Here is a 20,020-nt window from a genome sequence, read left to right on the forward strand (position 1 = left end):
GTGAGCATCGTGCTGCGAACCAGGTTCACCGAGGAGTTCGGCGTCGAGCACCCCATCGTGCAAGGCGGCATGCAATGGGTCGGCCGCGCCGAGCTGGTGGCGGCGGTCGCCAACGCCGGCGCTCTGGGCATGATCACCGCCCTGACCCAGCCCACGCCGGAAGACCTGGTCAAGGAGATCGCGCGCTGCCGCGACCTGACCGACAAGCCCTTCGGCGTCAACCTGACGATCCTGCCCGCGATCACGCCACCGCCCTACGCGGAGTACCGGCAGGCCATCATCGAGTCCGGCGTCACGGTCGTGGAGACCGCCGGGTCCAACCCGGCCGACCAGGTCGCGGCGTTCAAGCCCGCCGGGGTGAAGGTTCTGCACAAGTGCACGAGCGTGCGGCACGCGCTCAAGGCCCAGCAGCTGGGCGTGGACGGCGTGAGCATCGACGGCTTCGAGTGCGCCGGGCACCCGGGCGAGGACGACATCCCCGGCCTGGTGCTCATCCCCCGCGCCGCCGACGAGCTCACCATCCCGATCATCGCCTCCGGGGGCTTCGCCGACGCCCGCGGCCTGGTCGCGGCGCTGGCTCTCGGCGCGGACGGGGTGAACATGGGCACCCGCTTCATGTGCACCCAGGAGTCGCCGATCCACGACGACGTCAAGAAGCGCATCACCGAGGCGGGCGAGCGCGACACCGAGCTGATCTTCCGCCCGCTGCGCAACACCGCGCGGGTGGCCAGCAACTCGGTCAGCCGAGAGGTCGTCGCCAAGCTCGACGACGGCGGTGCGTTCGAGGACGTCCGCGAGCTGGTCGCCGGCGCTCGAGGCCGCCAGGTCTACGAGCAGGGTGACACCGAACTGGGCATCTGGAGCGTCGGTATGGTCCAGGGACTGATCAACGACGTTCCGACCGTCGGGGACCTGGTCGACCGCATTGTGACCGAGGCGGGCGAGCTCATCCACAACCGGCTCGGGAAGCTCGTCGCCGGCTGAGACGGAGGCTGCCGTTGTCTCTGGAGTACGCGATCCTGGTGTCGCTGCGGGAGCGCGCGGGCTCGGGCTACGAGCTGGCGCGGCGGTTCGACAAGTCGATCGGGTACTTCTGGGCGGCGAGTCATCAGCAGATCTACCGCAGCCTCAAGCGCATGGTCGAGCTCGGCTGGGTCGACTGCGACGAGGTCGCCCAGCAGAAGCGACCGGACAAGAAGGTCTACCGGGTCAGCGATTCCGGCGCCGAGGAGCTCGCGCGCTGGATCGCCGAACCCGCCTCCACCCGCAACGACCTGACGGTCAAGCTGCGCGGCGCGTCCTTCGGCGACGTCGGGCGGCTGCGGGAGGAGTTCGCGCGGCAGCGCGACCAGCACGCCGCGCGGATCGCGATCTACCGCGAGATCGAGCGGCGCGACTTCCCCGACACCGCGAAGCTGTCCGGCCAGGCGTTGCACCAGCACCTGGTGCTCAGCGGCGGGATCCACACCGAGCAGGCGCTGCTGGAGTGGTGCGAGGAGACGATCCGAGCACTCGACGACGACCAGGATCGAGGAACATGAACGCCGCAGAACGTTTTCGCGCAGCCATCGAAGCGGGCGACTTCGACGCAGCGGTCGAGGAGTTCACCGACGACATCCGCTTCTTCAGCCCGGTGAAGTTCACGCCGTTCGAGGGCATCGACACCGTGCGCGCGCTCTTCCGGGTGCTGCAGCGGACTTTCGAGGACTTCCGCTACGTCGGCGACTTCCCCGGCGAGGGGCAGACGCCCGACGGCGAGAGCACCCGGGCCCACGTCCTGCACTTCCGCACGGTCGTCGAGGGCAAGCAGGTCGAGGGCATCGACCTCATCCACCTCGACGCGCAGGACCGGATCACCACCTTCACGGTGATGATCCGGCCCATGTCCTCGCTCCAAGCCGTCAGCGAAGCCATCCACCGAGGCCTCGTCCAAGACGGAGCAATCCCAGCCTGATCCCGAAAGCGAGTGGCTCACGTAAGGCAAGTGACGCAGTCACTTTCTCTTTACCCACCTGAGAAACCGGCACCGCCGGGGGTTCTCAGACGTTCTCTGGGGAGGACAGCCGCAGCGCCGCGTATTCGACATACTCAAGTCGCGGATCCCGGAGCCAGAGGACGTCTGAAGTTCCCCCACCCGCACCGCCCAGCAACCCAGCCAGCGGACGACCCGAACATCACCAGATTTCTTCGACCCATTCTGGGTGGTCTACGAACGGGTTCCTGTTGTGCTGGATGTCGGTGAAGATGACCTCGTTGCGGCGCTGCTCGAAGGCGTCCGGCGGGTCCTGCTCGTTCCACTGCTTGAGGACCGTGAGCTTGCCGATGTTGGGGGCGCTGCCGTTGCCGACCTGGTCGTTGACCTCGAGGTCGGCGAAGCCGTCGGTGCCCTCGTAGCGCACGGACATGTAGAAGATCATCCGCGCGACGTCGCCCTTGACGGCGTCGCGGGGTTCCCACGAGTCGTCGTCGGTGAAGTTGCCGGGGGCTTCGGCGGACTCGGTGCCGCCCATGTCGAAGTCCTTGCTGCCGCGGTCGGAGTTGACCGTGACGTCGGTGGGCCGCAGATGGTGGACGTCGGTGCCCGGCCCGGGCACGGTGTCGAAGTCACCGTGGGACTTGGCCCACACGTGCTCGCGGTTCCACTGGTCGGCGTCGCCGCCGTTGGTGTCCTTGGCCTGGGAGCGGCCGGTGTAGAGCAGGACGACGTTGCTGGTGTTGTTGGGGTCCTCGTCGGTGACCTTGAGGGCTTCCCACACGTCGTCGTAGTTCAGGGTGGTGACGCCGTTGCTGATGATGCCGTGCAGCGCGGCTTCCAGCTCGGGGCCGGTCTTGCCGATGGCGTCCTGGTAGTAGTCCTCGGCGGTGGGCTGTGCGGGCGAGGCCACCGCGACGGCGGCGGTCGGCACGGCCACCAGGACCGCTCCGCACAGCAGCGATAAGGGCTTCCAGCGGGTGATCTTCATGACTCCCTCTCCCCGTGGTCGAGTCGGGGGGAAGCGTGACACAGAAACGATCACCATTGGGTGACACAAATCTGGTGACGAGATGGCGTGAAATGGACGCTTCAGTGCCGGAAATCCGCAGCGAGCTGCGAAAAGTCAGTCCGAGGCGCGGGGCGTCCGGGGCCACCAAATGGAAACAACGGGAATCATCAGTGCCAGCAGCAGGCCCGCGAGCCCGAATCCGAGCGCGGGGTCGCTGTAGTACAGGCCGGTGAACACCGCGGGTGCGGCCGACATCCCGAGGAAGCGCCAGGCGGTGACCACCGAGATGGCCCCGCCTCCGGCGCTGCCGCCGAGCACGGTGGAGTTCACGGCGACCAGGATCAGCTGTCCGCACACCCCGGCGGCGGCCCAGGCCAGCACGACCACGGGCAGCGAGTCGACCAGCCCGATCGCGGTGATGGCGACGGCCGCCGACAGGACGCCGGTGATCAGCATGGCTCGCACGCCGAAGCGGTCGACGGCGCTGCCGGTGAGCCGGGCGCCGAGCACGCCGGCGATGCCGTAGGCGGTCAGCGCGAGGCCGCGCGTGCCAGGGCTCAGGGCGAAGGCGTCGTCGAGGCGGAAGGAGACCAGAAACGGCAGTCCGGCCGAGCACATCCAGGCGACGCCGGCGATCCCGCCGCTGAGCAGCACCACCGGTGTCCAGGCGTCGCGCAGCGCGCCGGGGGCGCGCGTGCCCGCGGGTTCGGTGTCGGGTGGCAGCGGGCTGACGGCGAGCAGCGCGGCGACGATGGCGACGCCGACGAAGGCGAGCTGCCAGGCGCTCTCAGCAGCGAGCCCGCCGACCAGCGGTGCGGTGGTCTGACCGATGGCCTGCATCGCGCCGTAGGTGCCCATCGCGCGGCCGAGCCGTTCCCGGGGCGTCCCGGCGGCGATCTTGGAGAGCAGCAGCGGTGTGGTGAAGGCGTTGGCCACGCCTTGCAGCGCGCGGGTGACCTGGAACAGCCAGAACCACGGTGCGATCGCTCCGAGCACCGCGACGACGGCGTACCCGATGTAGGCGACGCGGATGGTGCGGCTGCTCCCCCATCGTTCACCGAGGCTGCCGGACACGAGCATGACCAGGGCGAACGGCAGCAGGTAGGTGGTGGTCGTCGTGGCGGCGAGGCTCGGTGTCACGGCGAAGTCGGCGCTGAGCTCGGGCAGCATCGCGGCGACGATGCCGCCGCCGAAGGGCCCGAGGAGCCCTCCGACGTACAGCGCGATCCGGGAGTTCACCGCGCCACCTCCACACCGCGAGGATCGTTAGCCGCGCGAACGGTAACACCGGGAACGCGACCGCGAGGTCCACTGTGGCCGATATCCCGGCGGCGGGCGGTTTCAGCCCGACCTGATCGGGCCAAACGGACATCGATCACGGGCGGCTCGGACCACACCCGGCGGCGTCGTGAAGCCCGGGGTCAGACGGTGATGATGGTGACTCCGGCGAGGCAGCGGAACGGAGCCAGGTCGGTCTCGTCCGCGTTGGTGTCGGTGACCAGCGTCCACGTCGCCGGGAGGGGCGCCCAGGCGTTGAAGGGCTTGGCGCCGAGCTTGCTGCTGTCGGCGAGGATGAAGACCTCGCGGGACTGGGCGATCATCTGCTCCTTGAGGCGGGTCTGCAGCAGGCTCGCCTCGCAGATGCCGTGACGGGAGTCGAGGCCGTCGGCGCCCAGGAACGCCTTGTCCGCGGTCACCCGGGACAGCGTCAGCTCCGCCAGCGGACCGACGAAGCCCTGGCTGATGTGCCGCAGCTCGCCGGCCAGCGACACCACCTGCACCGGATCGGCGTCGACCAGCTCGGTCAACGCCATGACGCTGTTGGTGATCACCGTCAGACCGGAGCGGTCGCGCAGCCGGTGCGCCAGATTCCCGGTCGTGGTCCCGGCGTCGAGGATCAGCGTGTCGCCGATGGAGACCTGATCGGCCGCCCACGCGGCGATGCGATCCTTCTCCGCCGAGGCCAGCGCCGTGCGCTGGCCCAGCGAGGGTTCCGCGCTGGACGCCGGCATCGCACCGCCGTAGGTGCGGGCCAGCTTGCCCTGGTCGGTCAGCAGTTGCAGGTCGCGCCGGATCGTCGAAGGCGTGACCGCCAGCGACGCGGCCAGCTCCTCGACCTGCACCGCGCCCTGCTCGGTCACCAGCCGCTCTATCAACGCCCGGCGCTGCCCTGCCGAGAGGCGTCCTTCGACTTCCGCGCTCACGCCGCGATCCTCCCAGAAGCGGATCATGGTCTTCCGGCCAGTGCCGCCGCTTGGCGCAGGGCCTCCACCATGCTTCCCGCTTCAGCCGTGCCAGTGCCCGCGATGTCGAAGGCCGTCCCGTGATCCACCGAGGTCCGGATGACCGGGAGCCCCACGGTGATGTTCACCCCTGCTTCCAGGCCGAGGATCTTCACCGGCCCGTGCCCCTGGTCGTGGTACATCGCCACGACCAGGTCGAAATCACCTCGTCCGGCGCGGAAGAACACCGTGTCGGCCGGCAGCGGGCCCTGCGCGTCGATGCCGTCGGCGCGGCAGACGTCCAACGCCGGCTCGATCTTGGCCTCCTCCTCGCCGTGCCCGAACAGGCCGTTCTCCCCCGCGTGCGGGTTGATGCCGCACACCGCGATGCGGGGAGCGGCCACGCCGGAGTCGACCAGCGTGCGGTGCCCGCGCCGCACGGTGCGCTCGACCAGTCCGGGTTCGATCCGCTCGATGGCGTCGACGAGCCCGATGTGCGTGGTCACGTGGATGACCCGCACCGTCCCGGTGGACAGCATCATCGACACCTCCGGCACACCGCACAGCTCGGCGAGCAGTTCGGTGTGCCCGGGATAGCGGTGCCCGGCGGAATGCAGCGCGGCCTTGTTCAGCGGCGCGGTGCAGATCGCCTGCACCTGCCCCGCCATCGCCAGTTCGGCGGCCTCGGCGACGTAGCGGTAGGCGCCTTCACCGGCCACCGCGGAGAGCTCCCCGAAGGGCAGGTCCGCCGGGATGCCGCCGAGGTCGAGCACCTCGATGGTGTCCGGGTCCTCGGTGGCCTCGGCCGGTCCGGAGATCGGTTTGACGCGCACGTCGATCCCGCAGATCTCGGCGGCCCTGGTCAACCGGGCGGCGTCGCCGATCACCACCGGGCGGGCCAGACCCCGCAGCTCCGGATCGGCGAGCGCCCGCACGATCACCTCGGGTCCGACTCCGGCGGCGTCGCCCATGGTGACGGCGATGGCAGGCAAGGTCACGCGACGGCCCTTCCGCAGCGCACCGCGGACACCGCGCGGTGCAGGGTGTCCGGCGCGCCGAACGCGCCGGCCTTGGTGATGACGTAGCCGGGTTCCTTCTCGATGGTGCGGCCCAGCACCACACCTGGTTCCAGCTCGTTGAGCAGCCGCAACCCGCTGACCCCGCGTCTGCCGAGGACGGCGCGGGCGGTCTCGCCACCGGTGAGCACCAGCAGCCCGGCCCGTTCGGTCGCCGGTGCGCACACCTCCGCGAGCGCGGCGGTGAGCTCGCGCGACAGGCCGGCTTCCACCGGCCCTTCCACGGTGACCAGCACGTCACCGGTGCACAGCGCGTCGTGGAGCTGCTCGCCGATGCGCGCGAGCGCGCCGGGCTCGGCGTCGACGAGGGCGCGCGCCGACAGCCGCCGGGTGTGGCCGAAGCGTTCGGCCAGGTAGTCGGCTTGCTGGCGGGAGACGCGGTGGGCGCTGCCGACCACGGCCAGCACGGGCCCGTCGACCGGAGGTGGCGGTTCGATGTCGTACCCGGGACGCAGCAGTTCGGCCAGCGCGTCAGCCAGGCCTGCGGCGCCCACCCAGTGCGGCGGGGTGGGCGCGGCGGAGCCCGCGGTGGCCACGGCGCGCAGGTCGCTCTCCGACACCGCGTCGCAGATGACGACTTCGGCTTCGGTGAGCAGTTGCGCGATCCGTTCGCGCAGCTGCGCGGGCTTGCCGCGCACCGAGGCCAGGGCGACGTGGCGAACCTTCAGCCCATCCAGGGCGGAAGCGATGTCCACCGGCGCGTCGTCGGGTTCGGTGTTCCAGGAATCGGTGTGGTGCAGCGGAATTCCGTTGATGTGCACGACTCCGCCGAGCACGGTGCGGCCGGTGGCCGGCGAGGCCGGGCACAGCAACACCCCCGCTCCGGCGGCGTGCTCGACGATCGCACCGACTTCGGCGGCCACGTTGCCGCGAAGCGTGGAATCGATCTTCTTGAAAACGACGCGGCCTTGCGCGTGCCCGTCCAATGCCTCGTGCACGCGCTTGGCGGCGAGATCGGGTTCGATGTGCCTGCTGTCGGTGTCGGCCACGAACACCTCGGCGTCACCGGTGTCGTCCAACGCCAGCAGAGTGCGCATTTCGCGCAGCGCGAAGGGGACTCCGGAATCACCGGCACCGCTGAGGTCATCGGCCACGACCAGGACTCGCGATCCCATGATCACCTGCTCTTCTGCTCGCCGAAAACCCAACGAGCACCCCCCGTCGGGCTTGGTCTAACCATAGAGATCGCTGCGCGAATCACGCAATAGTCCTATCCAGCGAGTGCACAGTGCGCAACGTTGTGCGCGAAGTGGCGGACAGCGGGCGCTACTCGGCTTCGGTGACCATTCCCGCTGGTAGGTGTTCTGAGAGCAGGTCCAGGAGCCGGCCGGTGTCGACCGGTTTGGTCAGGTACTCCGTCGCACCCGCCGAGATGCTCTGCTCGCGGTCGCCCTTCATCGCCTTGGCGGTCACGGCGATGATGGTCAGATCCCGGTAGCGGGGCATCTCGCGGATCATGCGGATGGCCTCGTTGCCGTCCAGCTGCGGCATCATCACGTCCATCAGCACGATGACGATGTCGTTGTGCCTGCGCAGTTCACGGAGCGCCCCCAGCGCGTTGTCGGCGTGCACGACCAGCAGCCCGTGCTGCTCCAGCAGCACCCGCATGGCGTGCACGCTGCGCTCGTCGTCGTCGACGACCAGCACCTTCTCCGCGTTGAACTGCAGCGCGCCGCGCTGTCCGGGCTCGGCGCCGCGGTGCACGTGCGGCTGCGCGTCCCGGTTGGTCAGCTCGCTGGAGCGCAGGGGCGGATCGATGCCTTCGGCGGAGACGTCCAGGCTGCTCTCGGCCTCGGTCGGGACCCGCGGGTGCGGCGGGGTTTCGACCACGGACGTCTCGACCTCGGGTACCTCCACCGCGGGCGCCTCGACCGCCGGCGTCTCAACGGCGGGTGCTTCCTCGGCAGGTGCTTCCTCGGCTGCGTCATCGCCCGCGGGCTCCACCAACTGGGGCGGTGTGTCGACGGCGGGTTCGCTCGGCAGGAAGAGGCTGAAGGTGCTGCCCTGGCCGGGTTCGCTGCGCACCTGCAGCTCACCGCCGAGCAGCGTGGTCAGCTCGCGGCTGATCGACAGCCCCAGGCCCGTGCCGCCGTACTTGCGCACCGTGGTGCCGTCGACCTGCTGGAACGCTTCGAAGATCAGCGACAGCTTGTCGGCGGGGATGCCGATCCCGGTGTCGCGCACCGAGAACACGATGCGCTGCCGGGCCCGGCGCAGCGCCCCGCTGTTGACCTCGGTGGGCTGAGCCAGGCGGATCCGCATTTCGACGCTGCCGCGGTCGGTGAACTTCACCGCGTTGGCCAGCAGGTTGCGCACGATCTGCTCCAACCGGCTGCGGTCGGTGTGCACGCTCGACGGCAGCGCGGGCGCGACGACGACCCGGAAGTCCAGGCCCTTCTCGGCGGCGACCGGCCGGTACATCGACTCCAGGCTGCGCGCCAGCTCGCCGAGCACGACGTCCTCGGGCAGCAGGTTCATCTGGCCGGCTTCCACCTTGGACAGGTCGAGCACGTCGTTGATCAGCTGCAGCAGGTCCGATCCGGCCTGGTGCACGGTCTTGGCCAGGTCCACCTGCTGCGGGGTGAGGTTGCCGTCCATGTTGTCGGCGAGCAGCTTGGCCAGGATCAGCACGCTGTTGAGCGGTGTCCGCAGCTCGTGGGACATGTTGGCCAGGAATTCCGACTTGTAGGCCGAGGCCTGCGAGAGCTGGCGGGCGCGTTCTTCGAGCTCCTGGCGTGCCTGCTCGATCTCGATGTTCTTGAGCTCGATGTCCTTGTTCCGACTGGCCAGCAGCGCGGCCTTGTCCTCCAGCTCGATGTTGGAGCGCTGCAGCTCGTCCTGCTGGTTCTGCAGCTGCTCGGACCGGGCCTGCAACTCGCTGGCCAGGTGCTGGGACTCGCCCAGCAGCGCTTCGGTGCGCGTGTTGACCACGATGGTGTTGACCTCGACGCCGATGGACTCCTTGAGCCGGTCCAGCAGGTCCAGGTGCACCGAGCTGAACCGGTGGATCCCGGCGAGCTCGATGACGCCGAGCACCGCGCCCTCGAACAGCACCGGCACGATGGCCACGTTGGTCGGCGCGGACTCGCCCAGCCCCGAGGTGATGTGGATGTGGTCGGGTGGCGCGTCCTCCACCAGGATCGACCTGCGGTCCACGGCCGCCTGCCCCACCAGGGATTCGCCGAAGTCGAACCGCAGCGGTGGGCCCTGGCGCGGCGGCGGGCTGCCGTAGCCGGCGGTGTGCTCCAGGTAGCGGTGGCCGTCCTCGGCGGTGCGAGTCAGGAAGAACGCGCCGTGGTGAGCCGACACCAGCGGCGCGAGCTCGGACATGATCAGCTGCGCGAGCGCGTCGAGATCGTGCTGGCCCTGCATCAGCGCGGAGATCCGGGCCAGGTTGGTCTTGAGCCAGTCCTGCTCCTGGTTGGCGCGGGTCGTCTCCTTGAGGTTGCTGATCATCGCGTTGATGTTGTCCTTGAGCTCAGCGACCTCGCCGGAGGCGTCGACGGTGATCTGCCTGGTCAGATCCCCCTCGGTGACCGCGGTGGCGACCTGGGCGATGGCGCGGACCTGGGTGGTCAGGTTCCCGGCGAGCCGGTTGACGCTCTCGGTCAGCCTCCGCCACGTGCCCGAGACGTCGGCGACCTCGGCCTGGCCGCCGAGCTTGCCCTCGGTACCGACCTCGCGCGCCACGCGCGTGACCTCCGCGGCGAACGCCGAGAGCTGATCGACCATCGTGTTGATCGTGGTCTTGAGCTCCAGGATCTCGCCGCGCGCGTTGACGTCGATCTTCTTCGACAGGTCGCCGCGCGCCACGGCCGTGGTCACCTGGGCGATGCCGCGCACCTGGTTGGTCAGGTTGTCGGCCATGATGTTGACGTTGTCGGTGAGATCCTTCCAGATCCCCGCCACGCCGTACACCCGCGCCTGGCCGCCGAGCTTGCCCTCCGTGCCGACCTCGCGCGCCACGCGCGTGACCTCCGCGGCGAACGCCGAGAGCTGATCGACCATCGTGTTGATCGTGTTCTTCAGCTGCAGGATCTCGCCCTGCGCGTCGACGTCGATCTTCTGCGTCAGGTCACCGGCCGCCACCGCCGTGGCGACGTTGGCGATGTCGCGCACCTGGCTGGTGAGGTTGTCGGCCATGAAGTTCACCGAGTCCGCCGCCAGCGCCCACCCGCCTTCGACGTCCCCGTCGAGGGCGACCGGGGCGACCGGCAGCTGGCCGCGCGCCACCGACTCCCCCACCCGCTGCAACTCACCGGCCAGCCGCTGGTTGCGCTCGGCCACCTCGTTGTAGATCGCGGCCGCTTCCGCCGCGGCGCCGTCACCGGTGACCACCAGGCGGCGCCGGAAGTTGCCGTCGCGCAGCTCCCGCAGGGCGGGCAGCAACCGGGCCAGCACCTGTTCGGCGTCATCGCGGTCCGGCGGTTGTGACATCGACACCTCCCCCCGACTTCGGCGCCTCAGTGCTTGTTGCGGGAATCGCGGTCCAGCCGCAGTTCGGTGGCCAGCACCGCGGCCTCGCTGCGGTGCCGCATCGCCAGCTTGGCCAGCATCTGCGACACGTAGTTCTTGATGGTCTTCTCGGCCAGCACCATCCGCTCGGCGATCTCGCGGTTGGTCATGCCCTCGCCGATGAGCTCCAGCACTTGCCGCTCGCGGGCGGTGAGCTCCCGCAGCGGGTCGGCCTTCTCCTGCTCCTTGCGCAGCCAGTTGAGCATGGCCTCGGTCCGCTGCGGGCTCAGCAGGGACTTGCCCGCGCCGACGGTGCGCAGCGCGCTGACCAGCTCCTGGCTGACCACACCCTTGAGCACGAACCCGCTGGCGCCGGCCATGATCGCGTCCATCAGGGCTTCGTGATCGTCGAACGAGGTCAGGATCAGGCAGCGCAGCTCCGGCATCTGGGAGCGCAGCTCGCGGCACAGCTCGACGCCGTTGCCGTCGGGCAGGCGCACGTCGAGCACCGCGACCTGGGGGTTGTGCTTCGGCACCCAGGCCAGTGCTTCGGCGACGCTGCCCGCCTCTCCCACCAGTTCCAGGTCTTGCTCGGCATCCACCAGCGCGGCGATGCCGCGCCTGATCACGTCGTGGTCGTCGACCACGAACACCCTTGTGGTCATCTCACTTCCCGGCGCAGATGGTCTCCACGAAGTGCGCGAGCTGGTCCTCGGCGATGTGCTGAGCGAGATCGGCCTCGCTGATCATGCCGACCAACCGGTGGTCGGATATCACCGGAATCCGGCGGATCTTGTGCTCTTCCATCATCGTCAGCACCCGGTCGACGTCCGAACGCGCATCGATCCAGTGTGGCGCTCCCTGCGCCAACTCGCCCGCTTTGACCTGAGAGGGGTCCCGGCCCTCCGCGCAGCAGCGGAGCACGATGTCCCGATCGGTGATGATGCCGTGCAGCCGGTCGTCCAGCCCGCAGATCGGCAGCGAACCGACGTCGAGATCGCGCATCATCTGCGCGGCCTTGAAGAGGGTCTCGTTCTCGCCGATGCACTCCGCACCGGGATGCATGATGTCTCGTGCCGTGGTCATGATGCGGCCTCCTCTTCGTTGTGGGGACGCTCCCGCACTACCCGAGGCCCTTGTGCCCGAAACCCGCGTGATCGGATGCAATATCCGAAACCGCCGCCGAGCTCTCGCCGCGTCGACGCGCGGGCGCGCCGGACTCAGTACTCGTGCATCAGGCGGTCGAAAGCGGAGTTGGCCGCGGACCACTCCAGCGTGAGCACCTCCGCGGGAACCTCCGAACGCGGCTCGGCGTCCACGGTGACGACGAAGCCCCGGTCGGCGCGCCGGCGGCGCAGCTGCACCAGCCGCCCACCCGCCGACCTGCCGATGCGCTCGCCCTGGTCGTTCGACTCGATCTGCCCTGGTTGCAGGGTTGCTGTGGTGAATTCCGCCATGCCTCCATTGCACCCCACCCGGTCAAGCCCGGCAGCACCAACGCCCACCCGATCAAGGACCGGGTGGGCGTTGGTGCGGCGAGTGCCGGTTATCGCGCCGTGGTGCGGAAGCGACGCAGGCGCAGGCTGTTGCCGACGACGAACAGCGAGCTGAACGCCATCGCCGCACCCGCGATCATCGGGTTGAGCAGCCCGGCCGCGGCCAGCGGCAGCGCCGCCACGTTGTAGGCAAGCGCCCAGAACATGTTGCCCCGGATGGTCGTCAGCGTGCGCCGCGACAGCCGGATCGCGTCCACCGCGGCGCGCAGGTCACCGCGCACCAGCGTCAGGTCACCGGCCTCGATGGCGATGTCGGTGCCGGTTCCCATCGACAGGCCGAGGTCGGCCTGGGCCAGGGCCGCGGCGTCGTTGACGCCGTCGCCGACCATCGCCACCGCCTTGCCCTCGTCCTGCAGGCGCTTGACGACCTCGACCTTGTCGGCGGGCAGGACCTCGGCGATGACCTCCTCGATGCCGACCTGCTCGGCGACCGCGGCGGCCACCGCCGCGTTGTCGCCGGTGAGCAGGACCGGGGTCAGGCCGAGCTCGCGCAGCTGCGAGATCGCTTGCTGCGACGTCGGTTTCACCGTGTCGGCCACGGCGAGAACCGCGCGCACCGCGCCGTCCCAGGCCACCACGATCGCGGTCTTGCCCTCGGACTCGGCCGCGGCCTTGGACTCCGCGAGCGGTCCGTCGAGCTGCAGACCCCACTGCTCCAGCAGCGCCGCGCGGCCGGCCAGCACCGCGCGTCCCTCGACGACACCCCGGACGCCGAGCCCTTCCAGGTTCGCGAACTCCACGACCTCCGGGAGCTCACCGACCTCGTGGCGCGCGCCGGTGGTGATGGCGCGGGCGATGGGGTGCTCGGAGGCGTTCTCCACGGCTCCGGCCACCCGCAGCGCCTCGGCGCGGCCGGTGCCCTCGGCGGTGCGCACGTCGAGCAGCTGCATCTTCCCGGTGGTCACGGTGCCGGTCTTGTCCAGCACGACCGTGTCGATGCGCCGGGTGGACTCCAGGACCTCCGGGCCCTTGATGAGCACCCCCAGCTGCGCGCCGCGGCCGGTCCCGACCAGCAGCGCGGTCGGCGTGGCCAAGCCCATCGCGCACGGGCAGGCGATGATCAGCACGGCCACCGCGGCGGTGAACGCCGCCGTCACCGGCTGCCCGGCCACCAGCCAGCCCAGCAGGGTCAGCAGCGCCAGGCCGATCACGATCGGCACGAAGACCGCCGACACGCGGTCGGCGAGCCGCTGGATCTGCGCCTTGCCGGTCTGAGCCTCCTCGACCATCCGCGCCATCTGCGACAGCTGGGTGTCGGACCCGATCTGGGTGGCGCGCACGACCAGCCGACCACCGACGTTGACGGTCGCGCCCACGACCGCGTCCCCCGGGCCGACCTCGACCGGAACGGATTCACCGGTGAGCATCGAGGCGTCGACGGCCGAACCGCCCTCCTCCACCACGCCATCGGTGGCGATCTTCTCGCCGGGGCGGACCACGAAGCGATCACCGACGGCCAACTGCGCCGTGGGCACCCGGACCTCATCGCCGTCCCGCAGCACGGCCACGTCCTTGGCGCCCAGCTCCAGCAGCGCCCGCAGCGCGGCCCCGGCGCGCCGCTTGGCGCGCGCCTCGAAGTAGCGCCCGGCCAGCACGAACGTGGTGACCGCTGCGGCGACCTCCAGGTAGATCGAGCTCGTCGCATCGCCGCGTTCGATGGTCAGCGCGAACGGGTGGGTCATGCCCGGCATGCCCGCGTGCCCGAACAGCAGCGCGTAGAGCGACCAGAGGAACGCCGCGAGCGTGCCCATCGACACCAGGGTGTCCATGGTCGCCGCGCCGTGCCGCAGGTTCAGCCACGCCGCGCGGTGCAGCGGCCAGCCGCCCCAGACCACCACCGGCGCGGCCAGCACCAGCGAGATCCACTGCCAGTAGGTGAACTGCCACGCAGGCACCATCGCCAGCGCCACGACCGGCACCGACAGGGCCAGCGAACCGAGCAGCCGCTGCCGCAGCGCGTCGGCCGGCTCCTCCTGCTCGGGCTCGGCGGTGGGCAGCGCGGCACCGTAACCGGCCGCTTCCACGACCTCGACCAACCGCTGCGGGTCGAGCCCCTCGGGCGCGCTGACCTGCGCCTTCTCCGTGGCGTAGTTGACGCTGGCGGCGACGCCGTCGAGCTTGTTGAGCTTGCGCTCGATCCGGTTGGCGCACGAAGCGCAGGTCATACCGGTGATCGCCAGCTCGACGGTCCGGTCTGCGGAGTGCTCTACCGTGGTCATGCCCGTTCCCTTCGCGCCGTCCGGTCCGTCATGAGGCCAGCTCGTAGCCGGCCTCTTCGACGGCCGCGCGCACCGCGGCCTCCTGCGCGCTGCCGACGACGGTGACCGCGCCGCTGGGCAGGTCGACCTTCACGTCGGTCACACCGTCGATGGCGCCGACCTCCTCGGTCACCGAAGCCACGCAGTGCTGGCAGGTCATTCCGGTCACGTGGTAGGTCGTCTCGCTCATCGGTCCATCCCTCTCGGTTCGCGGGTCGCACGTCGACGCCTCGCGCCGACACCCTCGAATCTATACCCCCTGGGGGTACCTCTTCAAGCGAGGTCCGATGTCAGTTGAGAATACCCCTCCGGGGTAGGCCCACCTGGGGTGGAGCTGGGTGTCGAAGAGACCCGGCTCCACCGGTGGACTCAGGCGGTGACGATCTGGTCGCCCTCCACCCTGACCGGGATCGAGGCCAGCGGGCGATCGGCCGGACCCTTCTTCACCGAGCCCGACAGGGCGTCGAAGACCGAACCGTGGCAAGGGCACTTCAGCTCCGCGCCCTCGGGCTTGACCGGGCAACCCTTGTGCGTGCAGGCGGCGTCGAAGGCCACCACCGCGGAGTCGTCCGGCCTGGCCACTATGGCCTGCCTGCCGTCGGGCGCCTGCACCGGGACCGCACCCCCGACCGGCACCGCGGCCAACGGGGTCAGCGACCGACCCGACGGCGCGGGCGGCTGGTCCGGAGCGGGCTGCTGCGGTGCGGGCTCGGCACCGCAGGCGGACAGGGCGGCGACACCGGCGACGGCGCCACCGGCGGCGAGAACGGAACGGCGGGAGCGTGTGTCATCAGTCATGCGCTCGAACACGAGAGACCGGCGGGATCGGTTCAATTTCCTTCGACGTTGAACCGAACGCACCGACTCCGCGTGTTCACTCGCGTACACGGATGTTCCGGCAGCTCTAGGAGCGCGGCGATGGTCGGTTGGATACTGCGAGCACTGGTGGCGCTGGGCCTGCTCGGCTCGGCGTGGGTGCACTGGGTGGTGTGGCAGGACTGGGCCAAGGACATGGCCGTCGTCGGCCCGTCCTTCCTGGTCAACGTCGTGGCAGGGGTGGTGATCGCGATCGCCGTGCTCCTCTGGCGCTCACCGCTTCCCGCGATCGCCGCCATCGCCTTCGGCCTGGCCACCCTCGCCGCCTACGCCCTGTCGCTGACCGTCGGGTTCTTCGGCGTGCAGGAGCAGTTCGCCACCAGCGAGGAGGTCTGGGGCGTGATCACCGAACTCGGCTGCGTGGTGTTCGGCACCGCGCTGCTGCTCACCCGCGACCGCACCCGGGCCGCGGTGTGACCGACGGTGCCGAGGCGCAGCTGATGCGCGTGCTGCACGACCAGCACGCGGCTGCGCTGCGGTCCTACGCGCTGGAGCTCACCAACGGCGACCGGGCCCACGCCGAGGACGTCGTGCAGGAGACCCTGCTGCGCGCCTGGCGCCACCCGAAGGTCCTCGACCAGTCCGAACGCTCCGCCCGCTCGTGGCTGCTGACCGTGGCCCGGCGGATCGCCATAGACGAGTGGCGCTCCGGCACCTCGCGCGCGGAGGTCATGACCGACGCTCCCCCGGAGCAGATCAACGACGACGACACCGAGCGCGCCGTGCAGGGCTGGCTGGTCGCCGACGCGATCGCCGAGCTCAGCACCCGCCACCGCGAGGTCCTGGCGCTGTGCTTCTACCAGGGCATGTCCGTGGCCGACGCCGCCGCACGCCTCGGCGTCCCGGAGGGGACGATCAAGTCCCGCACGCACTACGCGTTGCGCGCGCTGCGCCTGGCGCTGGAGGAGAGAGGGGTGACGCGGTCTGCCGGCGACAAGACCCGCAGGGCGATCCGTTCGCCCACTTCGACGCCGCCTACCTGCTCGGCGCTTTGTCCCCGGAGGACTGGGCCGCGTTCGAGCGGCACCTCGGCCACTGCGAGACCTGCGCGGCCGCCGTCAGCGAGCTCGCCGACCTGCCCGGACTCCTCGCGCGTGCCGACCCGGCTCCGGTCGACGCCGGGACCGAACCCGCAGATCCACTGCCCAAGCTGCTCGCCGAGGTCCGCCGGAGCAGGACGCGGCGCCTGGCCGGGACGGTCTCGGCAGCCGCGGTGGCGGTGGCCGCGTGCGCGGCTCTGGTGCTGTCCACCGAGCTCGCCGAGACCCGGCCGGGCACCGAGATGACCGCGCTGGGCGCCTACCCGGTCGCGGCCAGCGTCAACCTCCGCGACCTGCCCTCGGGGACCCGGGTCGACGTCGACTGCGAGTACGAGGGCGGGCGCGGCGGCGACTACGTGCTGGTCGTGGTGCGCCGGGACGGCACCAGCGAGGTGCTGGCGCGGTGGTTCGCGATGCCCGACAACAACGCCGTGCTCAAGGTGACGACACCGGTGCGCCGCAGCGACATCCGGTCGCTGGAGCTGCGCACGCCCAACGGTCCGGCGATGCTGACGCTGCCCGTCACGCGGTGACGCGGTGGTCCTCGGCCAACGCCTTGGCGCGGGTCAGCAGCTCCTCCGGCAACGCCGCGGGGTCGAGCCCGTAGCGCTGGTCGTAGGCGGCGATGACCGAGCCCTCGAAGCCCTCCAGCGAACCGCCGGGGGCCTCATCGGCGAGGGAACCGACCGAGTCGTCGTCGAAGGGCAGGTCCAGGGCGCGGTAGATCTCGGTGAGCAGCGGTCGCAGCACGTCCGCGTCATCGAGGATCGCCACCGCGCTGAACAGCCACGCGCCGCGCACCATCCGCTGCGCCGTGCCGACGAGCTTCACCTGCCCCCGGGCGTTGACGCTGTGCGCGCCGGGGCAGTACTCCCCCGGCACCGCCCCGACCTGCGCGTCGATGCCGTGCTGGGCGAGGACCTCGGACCACAGCTCGGCGTAGCCGACGAACCGCTCCTCCAAGCCCGCCAGCCGTCCCGGATCGGGCCCGGCGTGGTCGACGACGAGTGAGTTCTCGGTGTAGGCGACGGCCCGTCCCCCGGGCGCCCGCAGCACCGGCGTGAACCCGGCCTCGCGCGCGGCGGCGACGGCGTCGGGGAACCCCGGCAGCAGGCTGTCCCGGCGGCCGAAGGCCACCACCCGCGCCTCGGGCCGGTAGACCCGCAGCGCCGCTCCGCTCTCGCCGGCGCTGATCCGCCGCAGCATCGCGTGCGCCGTGGCCACCTCCAGCGCTTGATCCCCACCTACGCCCAACGCCCCGCGCAACAACTCCACGGGCGACAGTCTACGCAGCGCACGACTCCGCGATCGCAGCGGAAACCGGGCGGCCGACCTCCGCTGGACGCGGGGGAACCATCAGTCCAGCAGCGGGGTTCCGTTGAACACCGCGAGCTCCTCGCGGTAGAACTCCAGGCCGATCCCGTTGGGGTCCCGGATGTAGAGGCTGTCGTCGATGCCCCGGTCCGGGCCGACGTAGCTGATGCCGGCCTCGTCGAGCCGCTCGCGGGCGGCGGCGAAGTTCTCGGCGTCGGTGGACAGGGCGATGTGCTGCACCGCGCCGATCGTCTCCTCGAACGGCGGGTGGTCGTGTCCTGGGAAGTCGAAGAACCCCAGCAGGTTGCGGTTCCCGACGTCGAAGAAGAAGTGGCTGGAACCCGCGTAGTCGCGGTTCTCCACCAGCTCCACCAGCGGGAAGCCCAGCAGCTCCTGGTAGAAGCGGATGGTCTCCTCGACGTCCTTGCAGATCAGAGCGACGTGGTGGAAGCCCTTGACGGTCGGCGCCGGGCGCTTCCCGCTGGGCATCAGGTACTGGTCGCGAAGCTCGTCCCGACGGGTCCGGATGGCCTCCAGCTCGGCCCCTTGCGGCTGCGGCATGGTCAAACTCCTTTCGCTTTCAACCAATCTTAGGTCAACCCGGCGACCACGCGATCAACCGAACTCCGGCGAGCCGCCCGTCACGACGCGCTGACCTGCGCTCGCACGTGTCAGGCTGAACCCGTGAACGAAGGCCGGCTGGCGACCTACCGGCGGATGCGCGACTTCGAGCGCACCGCCGAGCCCCGCGGCGACGGCACCACCGGGACCGGCGACCGCTTCGTCGTGCAACGCCACCGCGCCCGCCGCAGGCACTACGACCTGCGCCTGGAGTTCGACGGTGCGCTCCTGAGCTGGGCGGTGCCCAAGGGGCCGACGCTGGACCCGGCGGTGCGGCGGATGGCCGTGCAGGTCGAGGATCACCCGCTCGAGTACGCCGACTTCGAGGGCACCATCCCGGCTGGTGAGTACGGCGGCGGCGACGTGATCGTCTGGGACCGCGGCACCTGGACGCCGGGCGAGGACGACCCGGCCGCCGCCCTCGAAGCCGGCACCCTGCACTTCGAGCTGCACGGGGAGAAGCTGCGCGGGCGGTTCGTCCTGGTCCGGCGCGGCGAGAAGCAGTGGCTGCTGCTGCACAAGCGCGACGAGCACGCCGAGGACGGCTGGGACCCTGAGCAGCACCCGCGGTCGGTCAAGAGCGGCCGCACCAACGAGGAGGTCGCCGCCGACCCTGAGGCCATGTGGCGCGGGGACCTGCCCGCCGACCAGGCCGAGATCCGGCTGCGCCCGAGCTGGGAACCGCCGAGCGATTCCGAGCTCGCCGAGCTGGAAGGGCTCAAGCCCAAGGGCACCTGGAACCTGCAGGGCCACCGAATCTCCCTGACCAACCTCGACAAGGTCCTCTTCCCGGGCCGCGACGGCGAGGAGCCGATCACCAAGCGCGAGCTGGTCGCCTACCACGCGCGGATCGCGCCGGTGATGCTTCCGTACCTGGCGGGCCGGGCGCTCAACAGCCACCGCTTCCCCAACGGCGTGGACTCCCCCGGCTTCTGGCACAAGCAGGCGCCCAGCCACGCCCCGGACTGGCTGTCGACCTGGGAGTACCCGGGCGCCGACGCCGACGACGTGCAGCGCTACATCGTCCCGGACAGCCCCGCCGCGCTCGCCTGGCTGGCCAACTACGCCGCGCTCGAACTGCACCCGTGGACCTCGCCGACCAGCGACGTGGAACATCCGAGCTGGGCGCTGTTCGACATCGACCCCGGCGAGCGGACGAGCTTCGACGAGGTGCTGACGCTGGCGAGGCTGCACCGGACGGCGATGGATCACCTGGGCGTCGTCGCGAAACCGAAGGTGACCGGCCAGCGCGGCATCCAGATCTGGGTCCCGATCGAGCCGCGCTACACCTACGCCGAGACCCGTGCGTGGGTGGAGAAGGTGTCGCGCGCGGTCGGCAACACCGTCCCGGAACTCGTCAGCTGGGCGTGGACGAAGACCGAGCGGCGCGGCCTGGCGCGGCTGGACTACACGCAGAACGTCCTCAACAAGACGCTGGTCGCCCCCTACAGCGCCCGCCCCCGTCCCGGCGCCCCGGTCTCGGTCCCCTTGGAATGGGACGAGCTCGACGACCCCGACCTCACCCCGGACCGCTGGACCATCCGCACGGTCCTCGACCGCGTCGCCACCACCGGCGATCCCTTCGCCGACCTCCTCAACCACCCCCAACCCCTCCCCC

The 20,020-nt window shown here is 70.5% G+C and carries 20 protein-coding genes and 2 pseudogenes; 7 read left to right on the forward strand and 15 right to left on the reverse strand.

Translation table 11 applies throughout. The features are described 5' to 3' along the window. Positions 1-9: 9 nt before the first annotated feature. The 3 genes from E1181_RS22880 to E1181_RS22890 are packed head-to-tail and all read left to right on the forward strand — an operon-like array spanning position 10 to position 1,954. On the forward strand, positions 10-984 hold the full coding sequence (locus E1181_RS22880) for an NAD(P)H-dependent flavin oxidoreductase (RefSeq protein WP_207922266.1): 975 nt from the start codon (positions 10-12) through the stop codon (positions 982-984). Positions 985-998: 14 nt separating this feature from the next. After that, complete coding sequence (locus E1181_RS22885; RefSeq protein WP_132677714.1) at positions 999-1,541, forward strand: PadR family transcriptional regulator; 543 nt, start codon at positions 999-1,001, stop codon at positions 1,539-1,541. Then, positions 1,538-1,954 (forward strand): nuclear transport factor 2 family protein, encoded by a 417-nt coding sequence (locus E1181_RS22890; RefSeq protein ID WP_132677715.1) that lies wholly within the window; start codon positions 1,538-1,540, stop codon positions 1,952-1,954. The genes E1181_RS22885 and E1181_RS22890 overlap by 4 nt, the downstream gene beginning before the upstream one ends. A 220-nt stretch (positions 1,955-2,174) precedes the next feature. Here the strand turns inward: E1181_RS22890 and E1181_RS22895 are convergent, their stop codons facing one another. The 13 genes and pseudogenes from E1181_RS22895 to E1181_RS22950 form a co-directional block, all read right to left on the reverse strand. Then, complete coding sequence (locus E1181_RS22895; RefSeq protein ID WP_132677717.1) at positions 2,175-2,963, reverse strand: endonuclease I family protein; 789 nt, start codon at positions 2,961-2,963, stop codon at positions 2,175-2,177. Between the two features lie 135 nt (positions 2,964-3,098). Beyond that, positions 3,099-4,223: an MFS transporter gene (locus E1181_RS22900; protein ID WP_132677718.1), complete on the reverse strand. Its 1,125-nt coding sequence runs from the start codon at positions 4,221-4,223 to the stop codon at positions 3,099-3,101. Positions 4,224-4,405: 182 nt separating this feature from the next. Next, positions 4,406-5,188: a DeoR/GlpR family DNA-binding transcription regulator gene (locus E1181_RS22905; protein ID WP_235876968.1), complete on the reverse strand. Its 783-nt coding sequence runs from the start codon at positions 5,186-5,188 to the stop codon at positions 4,406-4,408. Positions 5,189-5,211: 23 nt separating this feature from the next. After that, entirely contained in the window at positions 5,212-6,204 is a 993-nt protein-coding gene (pdxA, locus tag E1181_RS22910) for a 4-hydroxythreonine-4-phosphate dehydrogenase PdxA (RefSeq protein ID WP_235876969.1), read from the reverse strand. Next, the gene (locus E1181_RS22915) at positions 6,201-7,397 is read right to left on the reverse strand and encodes a four-carbon acid sugar kinase family protein (protein ID WP_132677721.1); all 1,197 of its coding nucleotides are present in this window, start codon (positions 7,395-7,397) and stop codon (positions 6,201-6,203) included. Before E1181_RS22915 ends, pdxA begins: the two co-directional genes overlap by 4 nt. A gap of 151 nt (positions 7,398-7,548) precedes the next feature. Then, the gene (locus E1181_RS33070) at positions 7,549-8,226 is read right to left on the reverse strand and encodes a response regulator (RefSeq protein WP_456238800.1); all 678 of its coding nucleotides are present in this window, start codon (positions 8,224-8,226) and stop codon (positions 7,549-7,551) included. A 21-nt stretch (positions 8,227-8,247) separates the two neighbouring features. Next, positions 8,248-10,641, reverse strand: a pseudogene (locus E1181_RS22920) (HAMP domain-containing protein); the annotation flags it as partial. Between the two features lie 104 nt (positions 10,642-10,745). Beyond that, complete coding sequence (locus tag E1181_RS22925) at positions 10,746-11,402, reverse strand: response regulator (protein WP_132677724.1); 657 nt, start codon at positions 11,400-11,402, stop codon at positions 10,746-10,748. A 1-nt stretch (position 11,403) separates the two neighbouring features. Then, positions 11,404-11,823, reverse strand: coding sequence for a CBS domain-containing protein (locus tag E1181_RS22930; RefSeq protein ID WP_132677725.1), 420 nt, complete (start codon positions 11,821-11,823; stop codon positions 11,404-11,406). Between the two features lie 134 nt (positions 11,824-11,957). Next, entirely contained in the window at positions 11,958-12,194 is a 237-nt protein-coding gene (locus E1181_RS22935) for a hypothetical protein (RefSeq protein ID WP_235876970.1), read from the reverse strand. An 89-nt stretch (positions 12,195-12,283) separates the two neighbouring features. Further along, positions 12,284-14,512: a heavy metal translocating P-type ATPase gene (locus tag E1181_RS22940; RefSeq protein WP_132677729.1), complete on the reverse strand. Its 2,229-nt coding sequence runs from the start codon at positions 14,510-14,512 to the stop codon at positions 12,284-12,286. Positions 14,513-14,540: 28 nt separating this feature from the next. After that, entirely contained in the window at positions 14,541-14,741 is a 201-nt protein-coding gene (locus tag E1181_RS22945) for a heavy-metal-associated domain-containing protein (protein ID WP_132677730.1), read from the reverse strand. 179 nt (positions 14,742-14,920) lie between these two features. After that, on the reverse strand, positions 14,921-15,349 hold the full coding sequence (locus E1181_RS22950; protein ID WP_132677732.1) for a Rieske (2Fe-2S) protein: 429 nt from the start codon (positions 15,347-15,349) through the stop codon (positions 14,921-14,923). A gap of 120 nt (positions 15,350-15,469) precedes the next feature. On the opposite strand from E1181_RS22950, the gene E1181_RS22955 reads away from it, so the two are divergent. The 3 genes and pseudogenes from E1181_RS22955 (at position 15,470) to E1181_RS32810 (ending at position 17,000) form a co-directional block, all read left to right on the forward strand. After that, the gene (locus E1181_RS22955) at positions 15,470-15,844 is read left to right on the forward strand and encodes a hypothetical protein (RefSeq protein WP_132677733.1); all 375 of its coding nucleotides are present in this window, start codon (positions 15,470-15,472) and stop codon (positions 15,842-15,844) included. Next, a pseudogene (locus E1181_RS22960) lies at positions 15,841-16,350 on the forward strand (sigma-70 family RNA polymerase sigma factor); the annotation flags it as partial. The gene E1181_RS22955 and the pseudogene E1181_RS22960, both read left to right, overlap by 4 nt. A gap of 290 nt (positions 16,351-16,640) precedes the next feature. Continuing rightward, on the forward strand, positions 16,641-17,000 hold the full coding sequence (locus E1181_RS32810; RefSeq protein ID WP_328590905.1) for a hypothetical protein: 360 nt from the start codon (positions 16,641-16,643) through the stop codon (positions 16,998-17,000). Here the strand turns inward: E1181_RS32810 and E1181_RS22970 are convergent. Then, positions 16,990-17,742 carry a lipoate--protein ligase family protein gene (locus E1181_RS22970; RefSeq protein ID WP_132677735.1) on the reverse strand — a complete coding sequence of 251 codons (753 nt, stop codon included), beginning with the start codon at positions 17,740-17,742 and terminating at the stop codon, positions 16,990-16,992. The genes E1181_RS32810 and E1181_RS22970 overlap by 11 nt on opposite strands. 81 nt (positions 17,743-17,823) lie before the next feature. Then, a complete protein-coding gene (locus E1181_RS22975) occupies positions 17,824-18,342 on the reverse strand; it encodes a VOC family protein (RefSeq protein ID WP_132677736.1) in 519 nt (172 codons plus the stop codon). Between the two features lie 123 nt (positions 18,343-18,465). Between E1181_RS22975 and ligD the strand changes: the two genes are divergently transcribed. After that, positions 18,466-20,020: non-homologous end-joining DNA ligase (gene ligD / locus E1181_RS22980; RefSeq protein WP_132677738.1), on the forward strand; the 1,555-nt coding region annotated here is incomplete at its 3' end.

Origin of the sequence: Saccharopolyspora terrae, from assembly GCF_004348435.1 — a bacterium.
GTDB lineage: Bacteria > Actinomycetota > Actinomycetes > Mycobacteriales > Pseudonocardiaceae > Saccharopolyspora > Saccharopolyspora endophytica.

Bases quoted from the DNA above. Each gene is read 5' to 3' on its own strand.
- E1181_RS22890 (WP_132677715.1), top strand. From the start codon at position 1,538: ATGAACGCCGCAGAACGTTTTCGCGCAGCCATCGAAGCGGGCGACTTC.
- E1181_RS22895 (WP_132677717.1), bottom strand. From the start codon at position 2,963: ATGAAGATCACCCGCTGGAAGCCCTTATCGCTGCTGTGCGGAGCGGTC.
- E1181_RS22915 (WP_132677721.1), bottom strand. From the start codon at position 7,397: ATGGGATCGCGAGTCCTGGTCGTGGCCGATGACCTCAGCGGTGCCGGT.
- E1181_RS22925 (WP_132677724.1), bottom strand. From the start codon at position 11,402: ATGACCACAAGGGTGTTCGTGGTCGACGACCACGACGTGATCAGGCGC.
- E1181_RS22930 (WP_132677725.1), bottom strand. From the start codon at position 11,823: ATGACCACGGCACGAGACATCATGCATCCCGGTGCGGAGTGCATCGGC.
- E1181_RS22935 (WP_235876970.1), bottom strand. From the start codon at position 12,194: ATGGCGGAATTCACCACAGCAACCCTGCAACCAGGGCAGATCGAGTCG.
- E1181_RS22940 (WP_132677729.1), bottom strand. From the start codon at position 14,512: ATGACCACGGTAGAGCACTCCGCAGACCGGACCGTCGAGCTGGCGATC.
- E1181_RS22945 (WP_132677730.1), bottom strand. From the start codon at position 14,741: ATGAGCGAGACGACCTACCACGTGACCGGAATGACCTGCCAGCACTGC.
- E1181_RS22950 (WP_132677732.1), bottom strand. From the start codon at position 15,349: ATGACTGATGACACACGCTCCCGCCGTTCCGTTCTCGCCGCCGGTGGC.
- E1181_RS22955 (WP_132677733.1), top strand. From the start codon at position 15,470: ATGGTCGGTTGGATACTGCGAGCACTGGTGGCGCTGGGCCTGCTCGGC.
- E1181_RS22975 (WP_132677736.1), bottom strand. From the start codon at position 18,342: ATGCCGCAGCCGCAAGGGGCCGAGCTGGAGGCCATCCGGACCCGTCGG.